We start from the raw sequence: 15,464 nt of genomic DNA on the forward strand, positions 1-15,464 counted from the left end.
TAATCTCACGCTAAATTTGGAAATTAGATTAAAAAAGCCTCACGCGAATGTGAGGCTTTGCTATGGAAAACGTCTAGGGTAAAAGCCCCACAGACACTCTTGTTAGTAATAATCCCGAATTAATACTTCGGCAATCTGGACTGCGTTGGTCGCAGCACCTTTACGTACATTATCAGCAACCACCCAAAGATTAATCCCGCTATGATGACTAATGTCATTGCGAATCCGACCAACCATGACATGGTCTTTACCTCCGCCATCTCTTACTTGGGTAGGAAAATCTGCACCGTGAAATACTTCAATACCTTCTGTTTGTTCCAGTAAGTTAACAACTTCTTGGGCATCAATTGGAGAACGAGTTTCGATATGAACCGCTTCCGCATGCCCATAAAATACGGGAACACGAACACAAGTAGGATTTACCATGATTGTTGAGTCGTTGAAAATCTTTTGCGTTTCCCACACCATTTTCATTTCTTCTTTGGTGTAGCCGTTATCCATAAACTTATCGATTTGAGGAAGGCAGTTAAAAGCTATCTGCTGAGAAAATTGTTCATTTTCCGCTGGCATACCATTGAGAAGCTTTGCCGTTTGACCAGCAAGTTCGTCGACTCCTGATTTACCGGCACCAGAAACGGATTGGTATGTAGACACGTTGATCCGCTCTATACCAACCGCATCTTGGATCGGTTTCAGAGCAACGAGCATTTGAATCGTAGAACAATTTGGGTTGGCAATAATATTACGATTACGAAACTCCGCAATCGCCTCTGGGTTCACTTCAGGCACCACGAGCGGGACATCATAGTCGTAGCGAAAGTTAGATGTATTATCTATAACAATCACACCGTCATCTGCTGCAATCGGCGCCCATTTTGCAGACAAGTCCCCACCTGCGGAGAATAAGCCAATATGAGCTTGAGACCAGTCGAAGTTTTCTACATTTTCAACTTGCACTGTTTTACCGTTAAAACGATAAGTTTTACCTTCACTGCGCTCACTTGCTAAAAGAAAAATATCGCCAACAGGAAATTTACGCTCTTGGAGTACTTCCAAAATGGTTTCACCTACTGCACCAGTAGCGCCTAAAATGGCAACGTTATATTTTTGGCTCATTGACTTCTTACCTCAATTTTAAAACCTAGTTCTGCTAGCGGCCCAAGGTTCGCTTCTATGCTGCCTCGTAGCGTTACTGCACTGTATTCTCTGCGGTTCCAATAGTGTTTCCGCATTTTATCAAAGGCCCCTTGGTTATCAATCTCACGACGAAATAGAGCATCATCCTTACGCACATCATAAACAAGCTGAGTTAAATTATGTAAAACTGCTTCATCCCATTCCCGATCGAGAACTAATTCAGGCACAGGCGCGTTAGGCAACAGCTTATTTTCATGTGCACGCAAATCGTCATTCAAAAATTCACAATAGCGATTAAAAATCATAGTTGTGCCGCGAGCTTTACCCTCGAGTCCATATCCAGCAATATGAGGAGTTGCAAATGCGAGTAAAGGTAGTAGGTCCATATCTACCTCTGGTTCAAACTCAAATACATCAAGAGCAGCTATAAAGCCGTCTTGTTTAATCAAACGTGCTTTCAACGCGGTGTTATCAACCACAGGTCCCCGAGCAGCGTTGATTAAAATTTGGTTGCCTCGGAGTTTATCCAATACATCCTTATCGAACAGGTGATAAGTCGGGTTTTCACCATCACGCACTATGGGTGTATGGACAGTAATGATATCAGCTTGTTCAATTAACTGCTCAAATGGCGTAAATGCACGGGAATCCCCTTCTTTCTCCTTAGGAGGATCATTGACAAGTACCTTAACCCCTATCCCTTGGAGGCATTTTTGTAAGTAGCTACCCACTTGACCGGCCCCAACAATTCCAACCGTTTTATCGAATATAGAAAACCCGTGCTGCTGGGCAAGCACCATAATGACACTCACCACATACTCTGCGACTCCAACTTTGTTACATCCAGGAGCAGCAGTAAAGACAATACCTTTTTCATCAAGTAAGGCTTTGTCAACATGGTCCATACCCGCAGTGGCAGTGCCAACAAATCGAAGCTTATTTGCCTTGGATAATAGTGATTGATTAATTTGAGTGACCGAACGAATCATAAGCGCATCAACATCGATCAGATCATCTGCAGTCAATGTACGACCCGGTTTTAAAACAACTTCTCCTAATTGACTGAACAATTGCTCAGCATAAGGCATATTTTCATCTATGAGGATTTTCATGGCTTGACAAGTTTACGATTAGAAACTGATACGATTGTGCAGAAAAGCACGACTGGTGTCGAGCATTAGCTGATCATGACAACAAACGCCGTTTATTGAAAAAGAAAAATGCCTAGCAAATGCTAGGCACTAAAAAATAGATTCAGCCTCAGCTGACTTATAATTTAAGCTTGGTACTTTTTGATGACCAAAGTAGCGTTTGTGCCACCGAAGCCAAAGCTGTTTGACATGACAGTAGTAAGCTCCGTTTCACGCGTTTCCATCACGATATCTAGGCCTTGCGCGGCTTCATCAAGGTTCTCAATATTAATGCTCGGTGAGATAAAGTTATTATCTAGCATTAGAGTTGAATAAATAGCTTCGTGAACACCTGCAGCACCTAAAGCATGACCTGTCATTGCCTTAGTTGCAGAAATCGCAGGGCTATCATCACCAAACAACTCTTGAATTGCACCAAGTTCTTTAACATCACCTACAGGCGTTGAAGTACCATGGGTGTTGACATAGTCTATGGTTTCAACATCTTGCATCGCCATTTTCATACAGCGAACCGCTCCTTCACCAGAAGGCGCAACCATATCATAACCATCCGAAGTCGCCCCGTAACCGACAATCTCACCGTAGATTTTCGCTCCACGAGCCAGTGCATGTTCTAGCTCTTCGACCACCAACATGCCGCCACCACCTGAGATGATGAAGCCATCTCGATCCGCATCATAAGTACGTGATGCTTTCTCTGGCGTATCATTGTACTTAGTCGACAAAGCGCCCATAGCATCAAACATCATGGTTTGAGACCAATCTAGTTCTTCACCACCGCCAGCAAAAACGATATCTTGCTTACCAAGCTGGATAAGTTCCATCGCATGTCCAATACAATGTGCAGAGGTTGCACAAGCAGAACTCATCGAGTAGTTAACACCGCGAATTTTAAACGGAGTGGCAAGACAGGCAGACACAGTAGATGACATGGTACGTGGCACCATATAAGGTCCAACACGCTTAACCCCTTTAGCTCTCATAGTGTCAACCGCTAAAGCTTGGTTCAATGCAGAAGCACCACCAGAACCGGCTACGATACCCGTCCGATCGTTAGAGACTTGTTCATCAGTTAAGCCTGCGTCTTCTATCGCTTGCTGCATTGATAGGTATGCATATGCAGCCGCATCACCCATAAAGCGCATCTGTTTACGGTCGATGTACTCAGCTGGATTGATTTTTAAATCACCCCAAACTTGTGAACGTAGACCTTGTTCTTTAAACTGCTCAGAGGCAGTGATACCAGATTTACCTGCTTTAAGAGACGCTAAAACTTCTTCGACGTTGTTACCGATACTTGAAACAATACCCATACCGGTGATTACGACTCGTTTCATTATGACATTCCTATAATTCAAAAATCAGCTAGATGATAACTAAGTTGCCTGTTAAAAGTGGTCAGCTTTCCCTGAAAACCGTACAATCGCAACAAGTTTATTGTCTACATCACAAAAATTCACGGATTATGACCTCGATTACCAATGCTAAATTGGACTGGAACGACTCAGGTACCCCTGTGTCAGACACGTTTGATGATGTCTATTTCTCTAATGTTAATGGTCTTGAAGAGACCCGCTACGTATTTCTGCTACAAAATAATCTACCTCAAAGATGGCAAGATTATGACCAACGTCGATTTGTTATTGGAGAAACAGGCTTTGGTACTGGTCTTAACTTCCTTGCGGTTTGGCAGTGGTTTGAAAAATTTAGAAGTCAAAACCCAAATGCGCCACTAAAAGAACTGCATTTTGTGAGCTTTGAGAAATACCCATTGAGTCTAAAAGACCTAGTCACAGCACACCAAGCTTGGCCAGAATTAGCTCAATATGCACAAGAGCTCCAATCACATTACCCAACCGCAGTCCCTGAGTGCCATCGTATTGTCCTTGCTGATGGTGCAATTACGCTTGATCTATGGTTTGGAGACATAAAAGATTGCTTACCTAAAGTCCCTGTTGAAAGAAATGGAATAGTTAACGCGTGGTTTTTAGACGGCTTTGCTCCAAGCAAAAACCCTGATATGTGGAGCCAGACCCTTTTTGATGGAATGGCAAAGTTAGCCAAGATAGATTGCACATGCGCCACATTTACCGCTGCAGGCTTTGTAAGGCGAGGACTCATAGAAGCTGGCTTTACTATGAAAAAAGTCAAGGGCTTTGGCACTAAGCGAGAAATGATAACGGGCCATCTAGAACAGAGAAAATTACACACGAACTACAAACCTTGGTTTCAGCGCCACCAAAGCAGTTCTGCAGAGTCCATTGCCATTATAGGTGGAGGAATAGCCAGCGCCACATTGGCAAAGGCACTCATTCGTAGAGGGAAACGAGTGACCTTATATTGCCAAGATTCGAAACCTGCACAAGGCGCTTCAGGCAACCGCCAAGGTGCTGTATATCCTTTACTTAATGGATCGCACACTGGCGTTTCACGAGTATTCGCCCCTGCTTTTTTATTTGCTCGTCAATTTTTTCAGCAAGTGGCTACCTCAGTTTCCTTTGATCATGATTGGTGCGGTGTCACCCAGTTGATGTGGGATGAAAAATCACGGGCCAAACTAGAGCGTATGTTGAATGCCAATTTCAGCCCTGAGCTTGTGAAAAGGCTCGATGCTGTTCAAAGCAATCAAAAAATTGGATTAGATGTTGATGTTGACAGTGTCCACTACTCTCTCGGAGGTTGGTTATGTCCTGCGCAACTGACACAAGGACTGATTGATGAGCTCTCAGAGCAAGCGCTATTTGAAGCGCACTTTAATTCAAAAATCACCGATATGATTCTTAATGATAACGGTTTTAGCTGGACTCTAAAGACTCATAATAACGCTTTTGTTCATGATACCGTTATTGTTGCTAACGGCCATCTATTCGACGAACTTAAACAAACAAAGTCTATTCCTCTGGGCAAAGTAAAGGGACAAGTTAGTCATATTCCAACAACACATAAGTTAAGTCGCTTGAAAACCGTTCTTTGTTACGATGGCTATTTAACCCCTGTAAATGTGAACAATGGTCACCACTGCATTGGTGCGAGCTATGACAGAAACAAGATTGACGACCAATTTGATCCTATCGCTCAGCAAGACAATGGTGAAAAAATCATCAGGTGTGTGAGTAACCAGAGTTGGCCAAAGCAAGTAGATACTTCAGAAAACCTTTCGCGCCAAGGCATCCGCTGCGTAAGCCGAGATCATCTGCCTTTTGTGGGTAATGTCGGTGATTTAGAGCAGATAAAAAAAGAATATGTCAATTTAGTGCATGATACTGTAGAGGATGCTAAGGAAGTTCCACACTATCCTAACCTATTTTGCATGTTAGGTTTGGGATCTCGCGGATTAACTTCTTCTCCTTTGCTCGCAGAAACACTAGCATCACAAATTTGTGGCGATCCTCTTCCTTTACCCATTGACGTATTAGAAGAACTGCATCCAAGTCGAATGTGGGTGCGGAAACTAAGAAAAGGCAAGTCGATTAGCGAAGGATAGTCGCGCTCAGTAATAAAAATGAGGCAAATCAGCTGGGGGTATTCAGCCCCCGCGAGGATGACCTTAAGTTACAACGAGAGAAATCGTTGTAGGGCTGCTAGTCCGAATTTAGCTTATCAATTGCAGACTCTAATTGAGAGCTCAACGACGAATTGGTCAACTTGCCTGATTCCATGTCAAAGTTATCGTAAAAGCTTGGAATAGATAGCGATGCTTTAACTTTTGCCCCAAAATAAGGTGCTGATACTGTCGCTGCTGCTAACACACTTGCAGCGCCCCCAGGTCCTGTAGAGGTAGCGAGATATAATGCAGGCTTATCGGCAAACACATTTCTTTCGATGCGCGTCGCCCAATCAAACAAGTTTTTGTACGCCGCAGCGTAGGACCCATTATGCTCGGCAAAAGAAATAACGAGTGCGTCAGCTTGAGCAATATCAGATAGAAACTCTTTCGCGCCGCTTGCTTGGCCAATCTCTTTCTCTTTATCTTCACTAAACAAAGGCACATCGTAGTCGTTCAGGTTTAACACCTTAACTTCAGCACCTGAAACTAGGTTAGCAGCATAGCCAGCCAGTGTCTTATTAATGGATGTCGAGCTGGTTGACGCTCCAAAAGCAACAATTTTCATGAACAAACTCCTTGTTATAACTTATTATGCAAACAAGAGAGTATCGATAAATGCTAGGTCTAACAAGAACAAAAAACACAACAGGACATTCGAAAATTCCGAACAATCAAAAAGATGATGTTAACTCTAGACTATGCTTGATTTACCAACTCTAGCCAAAGATCATTAACAATAGTTCTATCCGCAGGGGTGAGTTCTGAACGTGCATCATCCAAGCTGGCCTGTATACGCAGTTTCAGTTCTTCCACATCACTAATACCTTCTTCTTCGCATGCGGCGGCAGACAGAGATATGTGCCCTCGCAAGTACCCCCCAGCAAATAATTCATCATCGGAAGCAGTGGAAATTCGTGTATCAATCAACTCTAGTAGCTGCTCTTCAAATTCAATAATCATTGTACTCTCATATCTAATCAGTTTGCTTCTCAAAAAGAATGGCAAGCTTCTCACATTGAGAATTTCAACGCAAACCCTTGCAATATCAAGGCCTCATTATGGCACGCCGTGTACTTTGATGTAGATGGTGACTTCTATGCGAGCAACAACAGTAATGGTTATGTCTTTAAAGTGAGCATCAATGGGACAAGTTCTTCATCAGAGTTTTTTACTTATGGTCCATCGAGCAGCTCAAATGATGGTGCACGTTGTGCTCTTGCACCTGCAGAACCAACAGAATATATGGAAGCATCCTTATTACTCGAAGCGTATGATAAGTTTGATGATTATGCTCAAGATGCCAGTGGACGCACAGAACCAACTTGGTACGAATACTTTCAAAATAACAAAATATTTATAGACTAACGGAGATAGGATTATGCATAACGTACACATAAAATTCCTACTAGGACTTGCGATGCTAATGACTATCTCAGCATATGGTGGAGGCGGCGGTGGTGACGGTAGTGGCGGTAATACAGGAAGTACAACTCCTAGCACATCACCCAGCAATGCAGCAACAAGTACAGTTCGCTTAGCAGATATAAAAATCGACCCTAACAACAGTTTAACGTCAGTATATGAGGTTGATATTAATGTGCCTCTACCGCACCTAGCGACTTCTCAAGTATACATCTCGATATGTGACAATTCGGGTGGTGGTATTGAATCAATTAACTATGATAATTGCCTGCTTAAAGCAGCACTTCAATTAGGAGCAGGGAGTTACCAACTCCGAGTCCCTAATCGTTGCGAGTCATTAATTGCTGTCGTCAATGTTATAGAGCCTAACACTAGTCCTCTGGTTTACACACTGAATCATAATAATCAACCTGAGACCATTTGGCTGATTCAATAGTGCACTAGCAAAACAAAAATGAGCCATCAAATACCGCTCGTTTTTATTTTACTTCAAATAGAGAGTAATCAAGCTCTGGTTGATGATAAAAGGACCTCAAGGCGGTTGACAACATATCCACTCGTAGAGGTAAGCCATTAGTCAAAATATCACCGACTTCTTTATGTACTCTTTTCATAAATGCCAATCTATCGGGCTCAAACTCACCGTTAAGATTGTCACAGCTTACGGTGAATGGAAAACCCGCACTGACAGATAAAATCCATTCATAAGCTTGTGGACGTACCTCCACTTTTTCAAATTCAGCTTGAGTAGATTGATTTCGACCGTCAGGCTCATACCAGTAGCCAAAGTCTTCTTGTAAACGACGCTCTGGACCTGCTACGCACCAATGCGCTATTTCATGAAGCGCTGATGCATAGAATCCACGAGCAAAAATAATCCGATGATGGACATTTACATCATCTGCCGGTAGATATATGGGTTCATCCTCTCCAAGCTCTAAACGAGTGTTGTACTCTAGAAAGAATGTAGCATTAAAGATACTGATTAAATCTTGATAGTGGTGGTGCATTAATTGAAGCGTTGTTATAGATAGATCTCAGACTATTGTCTCATGTCCACTCTCAGTTGCAACATTTGAATTCATAACATTAGAAATAGTTATGCGAAAGCCTATTTTCTAGTGAGAAAATATCATTCGTCATAGATCACATTTCCGACTAAAATCCTATTGATTATTTTCAGAATAGTCAATTTATCTGTCATTCATCACCAAAGGTGAAACAATGTTATTAAGCATTTTATATATCATTGGCATCACGGCTGAAGCCATGACTGGAGCGTTAAGTGCTGGTCGAAGAAAAATGGATTGGTTCGGAGTCATGCTCGTCGCTAGTGCAACAGCCATTGGTGGTGGAACAGTGCGTGACATTTTGCTCGGACATTACCCTTTAGGCTGGGTTGAAAACCCTCACTTTCTGGCCATCACTTGTATTGCAGGGATAATAACCACTGGCTTAGCTCGATGGATTATTAAACTCAAAGGGCTGTTTATACGTTTAGATGCGCTTGGACTAATCGTTTTCAGTATTATTGGAACTAAGGTCGCGATGGGGATGGGTCTCCATGCTCTAATTTGTATCGTATCAGCATTGGTTACTGGTGTATTTGGAGGACTACTGCGCGATCTGATTTGTCGCCAAACGCCTCTGGTATTGCACGAAGAGCTTTATGCATCAGTGGCAATAATTGCCTCTGGTTTGTATCTAACACTCCTTGAATTTGGGGTGCATGATGTAACAGCAACCATCTCTACTTTAGTGATTGGCTACTTGATTAGGATGGCTGCTGTTCGTTTCAAATGGCGCTTACCTTCTTTTCATCTTGAAGGTGAAGGCTCTGTTCATTGAGCCCACATTGACTTGAACTAAAAAGGCTCCAACAGGAGCCTTTTTAACAATTAGATTTTAGGAGTATCAGTGTGAACCCCGAAATTTTGCCCACGATGGCGCAGTAAGTGATCCATAACCACTATCGCCAGCATAGCCTCAGCAATTGGGACAGCACGAATACCAACACATGGATCGTGACGCCCCTTAGTGATAAGTTGAGTAGATTCACCTTGTTTAGTGATCGTATCTCCCGGCACCGTGATGCTTGACGTAGGTTTGAGTGCGATATTAGCAACAATATCTTGTCCAGTGGAAATACCACCCAAAATTCCACCAGCATGATTACTACCAAAACCATCTGGGGAAAGCGTATCACGATGCTGGCTGCCTTTTTGGCTAACTACATCAAACCCATCACCAATTTCAACACCTTTAACGGCATTAATGCTCATTAATGCGTGTGCTATGTCAGCATCTAATCGATCAAAAACAGGCTCTCCCAAACCAACAGGAACATTGGTAGCTACAACTTGTAACTTTGCACCAATAGAATCTCCTTGTTTTTTTAGATCTCTTATCAACTGATCGAATGCTTCAACTTTGTCTACATCAGGACAGAAAAAGGCATTGTTTTCAATTTCATCCCAATCAACTGAATCGATCGATACATCCCCCATCTGAGCAAGATAAGCTCGAATTTCAATGCCAAACTCTTGTTTGAGATACTTTTTCGCCACAGCACCCGCTGCCACTCTCATCGCCGTCTCTCGTGCTGAAGAGCGGCCTCCCCCACGATAATCACGAATTCCATACTTTTGGTGGTAGGTATAATCCGCATGACCAGGGCGAAATTTATCTTTTATCTCGGAGTAATCTTTCGAGCGTTGATCGGTATTTTCGATCACTAAACCAATCGATGTGCCTGTCGTTTTGCCTTCAAATACACCGGAGAGAATTTTCACTTCATCAGGCTCTCGACGCTGAGTCGTATAGCGAGAGGTACCAGGACGACGGCGGTCAAGATCGATCTGTATATCTGATTCTGTAATTTCTAATCCCGGTGGGCACCCGTCGATAATACAACCTAATGCGATACCGTGACTTTCTCCAAATGTGGTTACTCGGAAATGTTGTCCGATACTGTTTCCTGCCATTCCTTCCTTTACCTCAGACTGTAAATAATAACTTACACTTTAAATGTTAATAATTTCATAGTCGCTTTATTAGAGATCGATGTAAACCCCTAAACCGATCTATTTTGCTTTTAACAATACAAAAACGCCAAGCTATAACTAGCTTGGCGCGACTTTCAGGACAAGCCATTACCATTAATCTTTATAGATGGAAAATTCTTGAGCATGTTCCAGTAGCTGTGCATGAGTCAGCATAAACACACCATGGCCTCCATTTTCAAACTCTATCCAAGTAAATGGTATATGTGGATATTGCTCTATCATATGCACCATAGAGTTACCAACCTCACAGATAAGAATACCCTTTTCTGTAAGGTAGTCAGGTGCGTTCGCAATAATACGCCTTACTAATTTCAAACCGTCAGTGCCAGCAGCTAAGCCAAGCTCAGGTTCGTGAGTAAACTCATCTGGTAGGCTGTTCATGTCTTCCTCATCCACATAAGGTGGATTAGAGACAATTAAGTTGTATTTCTCTTGGGCAAGATCTCTAAATAAGTCTGAGCGGATTGGGAACACTTGCTGCTCCATGCCATGGTCCTGAACATTTTGCTCGGCCACCTGCAATGCATCAGTAGAAATATCGATCGCATCCACTTCAGCTTCTGGAAAGGCATGGGCACACGCAATAGCAATACAGCCACTTCCCGTACATAGGTCCATGATACGAACTGGCTCTTCAATAAGCCATGGCTGAAATTCCGCTTGAATAAGCTCTCCGATTGGGGAACGAGGAATAAGCACTCTTTCATCAACAAAGAACTCTAGACCACAAAACCAAGCTCGATGGGTTAAATAAGCGGTGGGCGTTCGCTCATTGATACGCTTTACCACTCTTTCAACAACGCGCAGACGTTCACTGCTAGTTAATCGGGAGTTTAGAGCATGTGGAGGAACATCGATAGGCAAGTACAATGTAGGAAGAATAAGCTGTAACGCCTCATCCCATGCGTTATCAGTGCCTTGTCCATAAAATAGGTTAGCGGCGTTGAACCGACTTACCGTCCAACGAATCATGTCCTGAAGGGTGTGTAACTCTGACACAGCCTCTTCTACAAAAATCTTATCCAAATTTACCTCCGAAAAGCGCTACAATACTGCCAATAGCATTTTATTTAAGTATCTATAACCGAATGAGTAAGAAAGACACCGAAATTAATGACGATTTCGCCCTTTTTAAGGATGCAGTACAAGGCGTTAAAAAGTTACGTCAGGATACCATAGTCCAGCAACCAAAAAGAAACACTAAGCAAAAAGAAATCACACGCCAAGCCCGTGAAGCGAGCGACACAGAGTTTTACTTTTCTGACGAATTTGTACCATTACTCAGTGAAGAAGGGCCAATGCGTTATGCCCGAGATGATGTTTCTAGTTATGAAGTTAAACGTCTTAGACGCGGTGTATACGTCCCTGATGTATTCCTAGATATGCATGGCATGACACAAAATGAAGCTAAACGCGAACTTGGCGCTATGATCGCTTATTGCACAAAAAATGAAATCAGTTGTGCCTGTGTTCAGCATGGCATTGGCAAACATATACTAAAGCAGAAAGCACCACTTTGGCTGGCCCAACATCCTGATGTAATGGCATTTCACCAAGCACCTCTCGAGTTTGGTGGTGATGGTGCACTACTGGTGTTACTCTCTATCCCAGAAAAATAAGAATCACTATTAGATTCTGCTACTTTCGGTATTGCGGAGGAATGGGTAAATCAGATGCTTTGAAGTTTGGCCTTTGACCGCCACGTTTGCGGTATTGTTTAAGTTGGAAAACGTAAGCAAGTACTTGAGCGACCGCCGTAAACAAGCCATCTGGAATGGCTTGCTCTAACTCAGTGGAATGATACAAAGCTCTCGCTAGAGGAGGGGCTGGGATCACATAGATATCATGCTCTCGAGCTACTTCTCGAATTTTTAATGCCATATGATCGCTACCTTTGGCGACAACAATAGGCGCTTTATCAATATCTTGCTTATACCTCAATGCAACGGAAAAGTGCTCTGGGTTGGTCACTATGACGTCAGCTTGAGGCACTTCTGCCATCATTCGCCTCTGAGCCGCTTCCCTCTGGAGCATACGAATACGACCTTTAACCTCTGGCTTGCCCTCAGTGTCTTTGTATTCGTCTTTGATTTCCTGTTTTGTCATCTTAAGCTGATTAGCGTGCTGCCAAATCTGAAATGGAATATCAATCGCGACCACAATCAGCAATGAACAACTAATCAAGAGCACAAAATTAAGCAGTATATCTAAGGCATGGAAAATATTTTGTGGGTACACATCTAGACTGAGCTGAAAGAGATCTTCCTGGGCTGCATCGATCAAATAAAACGCGGCGCCCGATACTAAAATAACTTTTAAAATTGACTTAAGCAGCTCTACCCAACTTTGTACCCCGACCATTCGCTTCAAGCCACTTAAGGGGTTCATTTTAGACCACTTCGGCATGGCGGCTTCAACAGAAAAACTAATCCCACCTATACCAGCGGCACCAGCAAATGCAGCGACAAAAAGAACAAAAAGAATGATAATGAGCGGCCAAAATAGTGCTCCCATAGCACCGAAAGCGATATCAAAAAGCTTGGTCAGGTCAAAGATCTCTTCTCGGGAGAGGCTGAATAATCTTCCCATCAAAGTGTAGAGAGAGCGAGAAAGCCATTCCCCAAACCACATAAGAGCTATGGCTCCAACAACTAATACTGAAACCGATGCTAGTTCTTTTGAGCGTGCAACTTGGCCTTTTTCACGCGCCTGTTGCAATCGCCTGGGCGTGGCCTCTTCGGTACGTTCTTGACCGTCTGATTCTGCCAACTTAGCCCCCTAGCAATCCAAGCGAATAAAGCGACATACTTGCTGCTCTCCTTGTAACCAGAATAGCTCATAGTGGCTGTACAAACCCGAGATAATGTACCAACAAAGCAACAAGCCTACGATCAACGCAAAAGCAAAACCAAGAGAGAATATATTCAGTTGAGGTGCAGCACGGGTCATAACACCAAAAGACAAATTAATAGTTAGCAAAGCAATAATGCCAGACAAAGACATGCTCAGCGCTACCTGAAACATAATACCGAGCCAAAGAGCCAGTTCTCTAAAGTCAACCGTATTGAGCGATCCGCTACCAATAGGTAATGACTTAAAACTCATCACAACCAACATGATCATTTTAAGGTGACCATCTGTCGCCAAAAAAAACATAGTCGCCAAAAACATAAACAATTGACCAAGTAGCGGTGTATTTTGGCCGTTGGCAGGATCGACCATAGACGCGAAACCTAAACTTGACTGCATACCCAGTATTTGACCGAGAATAACGAAGGTTTGAATCATAAACTGGGTGATTGTTCCCATAGCAACACCAATGATAATCTGCTCAAGGACCGTCATAAAGCCTTGAAAAGAAAGAAGCTCAATATTATCGGGAACAACAGGTACTGCTGGCATGGCTGCAAAAGTGATCGCTAACCCCAAATAAAGGCGAACCCGCGTCGACACAAATCTTGCACCAGTCACCGACATCACCATCAACATGGCCGCAATCCGGGTGTAGGGCCAAAAGTAATTGGCAATCCAATCCAGTATTACGCTAGTCGGATACTCCATTCTCTACCACCCTAATATAAAACCTGAGGTAAGCGTTCAACGATCGAGAAAAAGTACTCCATGAGCATTTGTGTCATCCAGTGAGCAAAAAGCATCATAGCAAGTAGCGTCACTACCAGACGTGGTAGAAAGCTTAATGTTTGCTCGTTGATTGACGTCGCCGCCTGAAAAATTGCCACAATCAATCCAATTAATAGACTGGGAATAATAATGGCACATACCATAAGGAGTACCATCCATAACGCATCTCTAAATAATTCGACAAATAGCTCAGGCGTCATGCTCTTCTCCCTTTATAAGGCAAAGCTACCTGCCAATGTTGACAGGATCAGATTCCAACCATCAACCAGCACGAATAACATCAATTTGAAGGGTAAAGAGACAATCATTGGCGATAGCATCATCATACCCATAGCCATAAGAACAGAAGCAACCACTAAGTCTATAATCAAAAAGGGCAGGAATAGCATAAAACCTATTTGGAACGCTGTTTTCAATTCAGAAGTAATAAACGCAGGTATTAATACCGCCATAGAGACATCTTCTGGTCTGCGAACATCAGAACCAGATATATTGACAAAGGTCTCCAAATCTTTCACTCGAGTTTGCTTGAGCATAAAGTCTTTCATCGGTATTTGAGCTAAGTCAAACGCTTTACGTGCCGTGATTTGTTCATTGATATAGGGCTGAATTGCATCTGTATTTATCTTATCAAGGACAGGAGACATGATAAAAAACGTCAGGAAAATAGCGATACCGATAATCACTTGATTAGACGGTGTTTGCTGTAGTCCCATAGCCTGACGAAGAATCGACATCACCACAACAATTCGAGTAAAAGAAGTCATTAAAATAACCATGGCAGGCAGAAAACCCAACATGGTCATTAGCGCCAGTATTTGTAGGTTAATCGAATAATCTTCACTACCGTCAGGATTGGTAGTCATGGTAAACGCGGGGATGCCACCACCACCGCCGCTGGAAAAGCTGCTAGTGGAAATGGTTCTTGCTGCTCCCTGATCCTTCTCCATTGCAGAAACAGTGACCGCTTGCGATGGCGCTGCATTAGATGGAATGGGAGTAGGAAGGGATTCTTCAGATAACGACAGCGTCGGATACGCTGTCAAAAAAAAAGCCAGAATGAATGGTAAAAACTTACTAGTGTTTATCATTTTTTTTCAATATCTGAGTCAGTTGAGTTGCAAAAGGCGTATTCGCTAGAGCTGATTTACTAAGCTCTTCTTGGTTCAGAGGTTTCTCCAATTTGGAAATCAGTTGTACCGACTGTGACGTCACACCAACTAAGAACTGCTCTTCTCCAGCTTGCACAATCACTACGCGCTCACGAGTACCAACTGGTAACTGACGAACAATACTTAACCCGCCTTGATTCATCATTGATGGCACTCGCATACGTTTTAATAACCATGCGAGAAACAAGATAAACGCCACAACAAATATCAAAGAGCCAAAGGTTGTTGCCCAGTCCAGTTGTTCATTACTGGCTGTTTCAGCCAAAGCTAATGGTGAGATAGGTAACAGAGCCAAGAGGTTGAGCCTGTTTTTACAACTTGTCATAAC

Annotated in this window: 17 protein-coding genes and 1 pseudogene; 5 read left to right on the plus strand and 13 right to left on the minus strand. The window is 42.9% G+C overall.

Going from position 1 to position 15,464, the window contains the following annotated elements; genetic code table 11:
• Positions 1 to 102: 102 nt before the first annotated feature.
• The 3 genes from FIV01_RS10435 to fabB all read right to left on the minus strand — a co-directional run bounded on the left by FIV01_RS10435 (position 103) and on the right by fabB (position 3,625).
• Positions 103 to 1,116, minus strand: a complete 1,014-nt coding sequence (locus FIV01_RS10435; protein ID WP_152430948.1) for an aspartate-semialdehyde dehydrogenase — start codon at positions 1,114 to 1,116, stop codon at positions 103 to 105.
• Positions 1,113 to 2,249 carry a 4-phosphoerythronate dehydrogenase gene (locus tag FIV01_RS10440; RefSeq protein WP_152430949.1) on the minus strand — a complete coding sequence of 379 codons (1,137 nt, stop codon included), beginning with the start codon at positions 2,247 to 2,249 and terminating at the stop codon, positions 1,113 to 1,115. Before FIV01_RS10440 ends, FIV01_RS10435 begins: the two co-directional genes overlap by 4 nt.
• 164 nt (positions 2,250 to 2,413) lie before the next feature.
• Positions 2,414 to 3,625 (minus strand): beta-ketoacyl-ACP synthase I, encoded by a 1,212-nt coding sequence (gene fabB / locus FIV01_RS10445; RefSeq protein ID WP_152430950.1) that lies wholly within the window; start codon positions 3,623 to 3,625, stop codon positions 2,414 to 2,416.
• A gap of 128 nt (positions 3,626 to 3,753) precedes the next feature.
• Between fabB and mnmC the strand changes: the two genes are divergently transcribed.
• The gene (gene mnmC / locus FIV01_RS10450; RefSeq protein ID WP_152431715.1) at positions 3,754 to 5,772 is read left to right on the plus strand and encodes a bifunctional tRNA (5-methylaminomethyl-2-thiouridine)(34)-methyltransferase MnmC2/FAD-dependent 5-carboxymethylaminomethyl-2-thiouridine(34) oxidoreductase MnmC1; all 2,019 of its coding nucleotides are present in this window, start codon (positions 3,754 to 3,756) and stop codon (positions 5,770 to 5,772) included.
• A 97-nt stretch (positions 5,773 to 5,869) separates the two neighbouring features.
• Here the strand turns inward: mnmC and FIV01_RS10455 are convergent, their stop codons facing one another.
• A complete protein-coding gene (locus FIV01_RS10455; RefSeq protein ID WP_152430951.1) occupies positions 5,870 to 6,400 on the minus strand; it encodes an NADPH-dependent FMN reductase in 531 nt (176 codons plus the stop codon).
• A gap of 131 nt (positions 6,401 to 6,531) precedes the next feature.
• Positions 6,532 to 6,795 carry a YfcL family protein gene (locus tag FIV01_RS10460; RefSeq protein ID WP_152430952.1) on the minus strand — a complete coding sequence of 88 codons (264 nt, stop codon included), beginning with the start codon at positions 6,793 to 6,795 and terminating at the stop codon, positions 6,532 to 6,534.
• A 105-nt stretch (positions 6,796 to 6,900) separates the two neighbouring features.
• Between FIV01_RS10460 and FIV01_RS10465 the strand changes: the two are divergent.
• A pseudogene (locus FIV01_RS10465) lies at positions 6,901 to 7,083 on the plus strand (LruC domain-containing protein); the annotation flags it as partial.
• Between the two features lie 130 nt (positions 7,084 to 7,213).
• The gene (locus FIV01_RS10470) at positions 7,214 to 7,693 is read left to right on the plus strand and encodes a hypothetical protein (protein WP_152430953.1); all 480 of its coding nucleotides are present in this window, start codon (positions 7,214 to 7,216) and stop codon (positions 7,691 to 7,693) included.
• A gap of 43 nt (positions 7,694 to 7,736) precedes the next feature.
• Here the strand turns inward: FIV01_RS10470 and FIV01_RS10475 are convergent, their stop codons facing one another.
• On the minus strand, positions 7,737 to 8,267 hold the full coding sequence (locus tag FIV01_RS10475; RefSeq protein WP_152430954.1) for an elongation factor P hydroxylase: 531 nt from the start codon (positions 8,265 to 8,267) through the stop codon (positions 7,737 to 7,739).
• A gap of 214 nt (positions 8,268 to 8,481) precedes the next feature.
• Here FIV01_RS10475 and FIV01_RS10480 point away from each other — a divergent pair, with 214 nt between their 5' ends.
• Positions 8,482 to 9,105 carry a trimeric intracellular cation channel family protein gene (locus FIV01_RS10480; protein ID WP_152430955.1) on the plus strand — a complete coding sequence of 208 codons (624 nt, stop codon included), beginning with the start codon at positions 8,482 to 8,484 and terminating at the stop codon, positions 9,103 to 9,105.
• Positions 9,106 to 9,155: 50 nt separating this feature from the next.
• On the opposite strand, the gene aroC is transcribed toward FIV01_RS10480, so the two are convergent.
• Together aroC and prmB are read right to left on the minus strand one after the other, a co-directional pair.
• Positions 9,156 to 10,241: a chorismate synthase gene (gene aroC / locus FIV01_RS10485; protein ID WP_152430956.1), complete on the minus strand. Its 1,086-nt coding sequence runs from the start codon at positions 10,239 to 10,241 to the stop codon at positions 9,156 to 9,158.
• Positions 10,242 to 10,415: 174 nt separating this feature from the next.
• Positions 10,416 to 11,348, minus strand: coding sequence for a 50S ribosomal protein L3 N(5)-glutamine methyltransferase (gene prmB / locus FIV01_RS10490; RefSeq protein WP_152430957.1), 933 nt, complete (start codon positions 11,346 to 11,348; stop codon positions 10,416 to 10,418).
• 62 nt (positions 11,349 to 11,410) lie between these two features.
• Between prmB and smrB the strand changes: the two genes are divergently transcribed.
• Positions 11,411 to 11,941, plus strand: a complete 531-nt coding sequence (smrB, locus tag FIV01_RS10495; RefSeq protein ID WP_152430958.1) for an endonuclease SmrB — start codon at positions 11,411 to 11,413, stop codon at positions 11,939 to 11,941.
• Positions 11,942 to 11,960: 19 nt separating this feature from the next.
• Here the strand turns inward: smrB and flhB are convergent, their stop codons facing one another.
• The 5 genes from flhB to fliO are packed head-to-tail and all read right to left on the minus strand — an operon-like array spanning position 11,961 to position 15,461.
• Entirely contained in the window at positions 11,961 to 13,091 is a 1,131-nt protein-coding gene (flhB, locus tag FIV01_RS10500; RefSeq protein ID WP_152430959.1) for a flagellar biosynthesis protein FlhB, read from the minus strand.
• 9 nt (positions 13,092 to 13,100) lie between these two features.
• Positions 13,101 to 13,883, minus strand: coding sequence for a flagellar biosynthetic protein FliR (gene fliR, locus FIV01_RS10505; protein ID WP_152430960.1), 783 nt, complete (start codon positions 13,881 to 13,883; stop codon positions 13,101 to 13,103).
• A gap of 11 nt (positions 13,884 to 13,894) precedes the next feature.
• Complete coding sequence (gene fliQ, locus FIV01_RS10510; protein WP_114786702.1) at positions 13,895 to 14,164, minus strand: flagellar biosynthesis protein FliQ; 270 nt, start codon at positions 14,162 to 14,164, stop codon at positions 13,895 to 13,897.
• A gap of 12 nt (positions 14,165 to 14,176) precedes the next feature.
• The gene (gene fliP, locus FIV01_RS10515) at positions 14,177 to 15,055 is read right to left on the minus strand and encodes a flagellar type III secretion system pore protein FliP (RefSeq protein ID WP_152430961.1); all 879 of its coding nucleotides are present in this window, start codon (positions 15,053 to 15,055) and stop codon (positions 14,177 to 14,179) included.
• On the minus strand, positions 15,042 to 15,461 hold the full coding sequence (gene fliO / locus FIV01_RS10520) for a flagellar biosynthetic protein FliO (protein WP_152430962.1): 420 nt from the start codon (positions 15,459 to 15,461) through the stop codon (positions 15,042 to 15,044). The genes fliP and fliO overlap by 14 nt, the downstream gene beginning before the upstream one ends.
• Positions 15,462 to 15,464: the final 3 nt, after the last annotated feature.

The organism is Vibrio aquimaris, assembly GCF_009363415.1.
GTDB classification, from domain to species: domain Bacteria; phylum Pseudomonadota; class Gammaproteobacteria; order Enterobacterales; family Vibrionaceae; genus Vibrio; species Vibrio aquimaris.

What these genes read in the sequence shown, in the direction of transcription:
- FIV01_RS10470 (WP_152430953.1), top strand. Translation starts at nt 7,214, where the DNA reads ATGCATAACGTACACATAAAATTCCTACTAGGACTTGCGATGCTAATG.
- aroC (WP_152430956.1), bottom strand. Translation starts at nt 10,241, where the DNA reads ATGGCAGGAAACAGTATCGGACAACATTTCCGAGTAACCACATTTGGA.
- FIV01_RS10480 (WP_152430955.1), top strand. Translation starts at nt 8,482, where the DNA reads ATGTTATTAAGCATTTTATATATCATTGGCATCACGGCTGAAGCCATG.
- smrB (WP_152430958.1), top strand. Translation starts at nt 11,411, where the DNA reads ATGAGTAAGAAAGACACCGAAATTAATGACGATTTCGCCCTTTTTAAG.
- FIV01_RS10455 (WP_152430951.1), bottom strand. Translation starts at nt 6,400, where the DNA reads ATGAAAATTGTTGCTTTTGGAGCGTCAACCAGCTCGACATCCATTAAT.
- FIV01_RS10475 (WP_152430954.1), bottom strand. Translation starts at nt 8,267, where the DNA reads ATGCACCACCACTATCAAGATTTAATCAGTATCTTTAATGCTACATTC.
- fliO (WP_152430962.1), bottom strand. Translation starts at nt 15,461, where the DNA reads ATGACAAGTTGTAAAAACAGGCTCAACCTCTTGGCTCTGTTACCTATC.
- FIV01_RS10460 (WP_152430952.1), bottom strand. Translation starts at nt 6,795, where the DNA reads ATGATTATTGAATTTGAAGAGCAGCTACTAGAGTTGATTGATACACGA.
- fliQ (WP_114786702.1), bottom strand. Translation starts at nt 14,164, where the DNA reads ATGACGCCTGAGCTATTTGTCGAATTATTTAGAGATGCGTTATGGATG.
- fliR (WP_152430960.1), bottom strand. Translation starts at nt 13,883, where the DNA reads ATGGAGTATCCGACTAGCGTAATACTGGATTGGATTGCCAATTACTTT.
- FIV01_RS10440 (WP_152430949.1), bottom strand. Translation starts at nt 2,249, where the DNA reads ATGAAAATCCTCATAGATGAAAATATGCCTTATGCTGAGCAATTGTTC.
- FIV01_RS10435 (WP_152430948.1), bottom strand. Translation starts at nt 1,116, where the DNA reads ATGAGCCAAAAATATAACGTTGCCATTTTAGGCGCTACTGGTGCAGTA.
- mnmC (WP_152431715.1), top strand. Translation starts at nt 3,754, where the DNA reads ATGACCTCGATTACCAATGCTAAATTGGACTGGAACGACTCAGGTACC.
- fliP (WP_152430961.1), bottom strand. Translation starts at nt 15,055, where the DNA reads ATGATAAACACTAGTAAGTTTTTACCATTCATTCTGGCTTTTTTTTTG.
- fabB (WP_152430950.1), bottom strand. Translation starts at nt 3,625, where the DNA reads ATGAAACGAGTCGTAATCACCGGTATGGGTATTGTTTCAAGTATCGGT.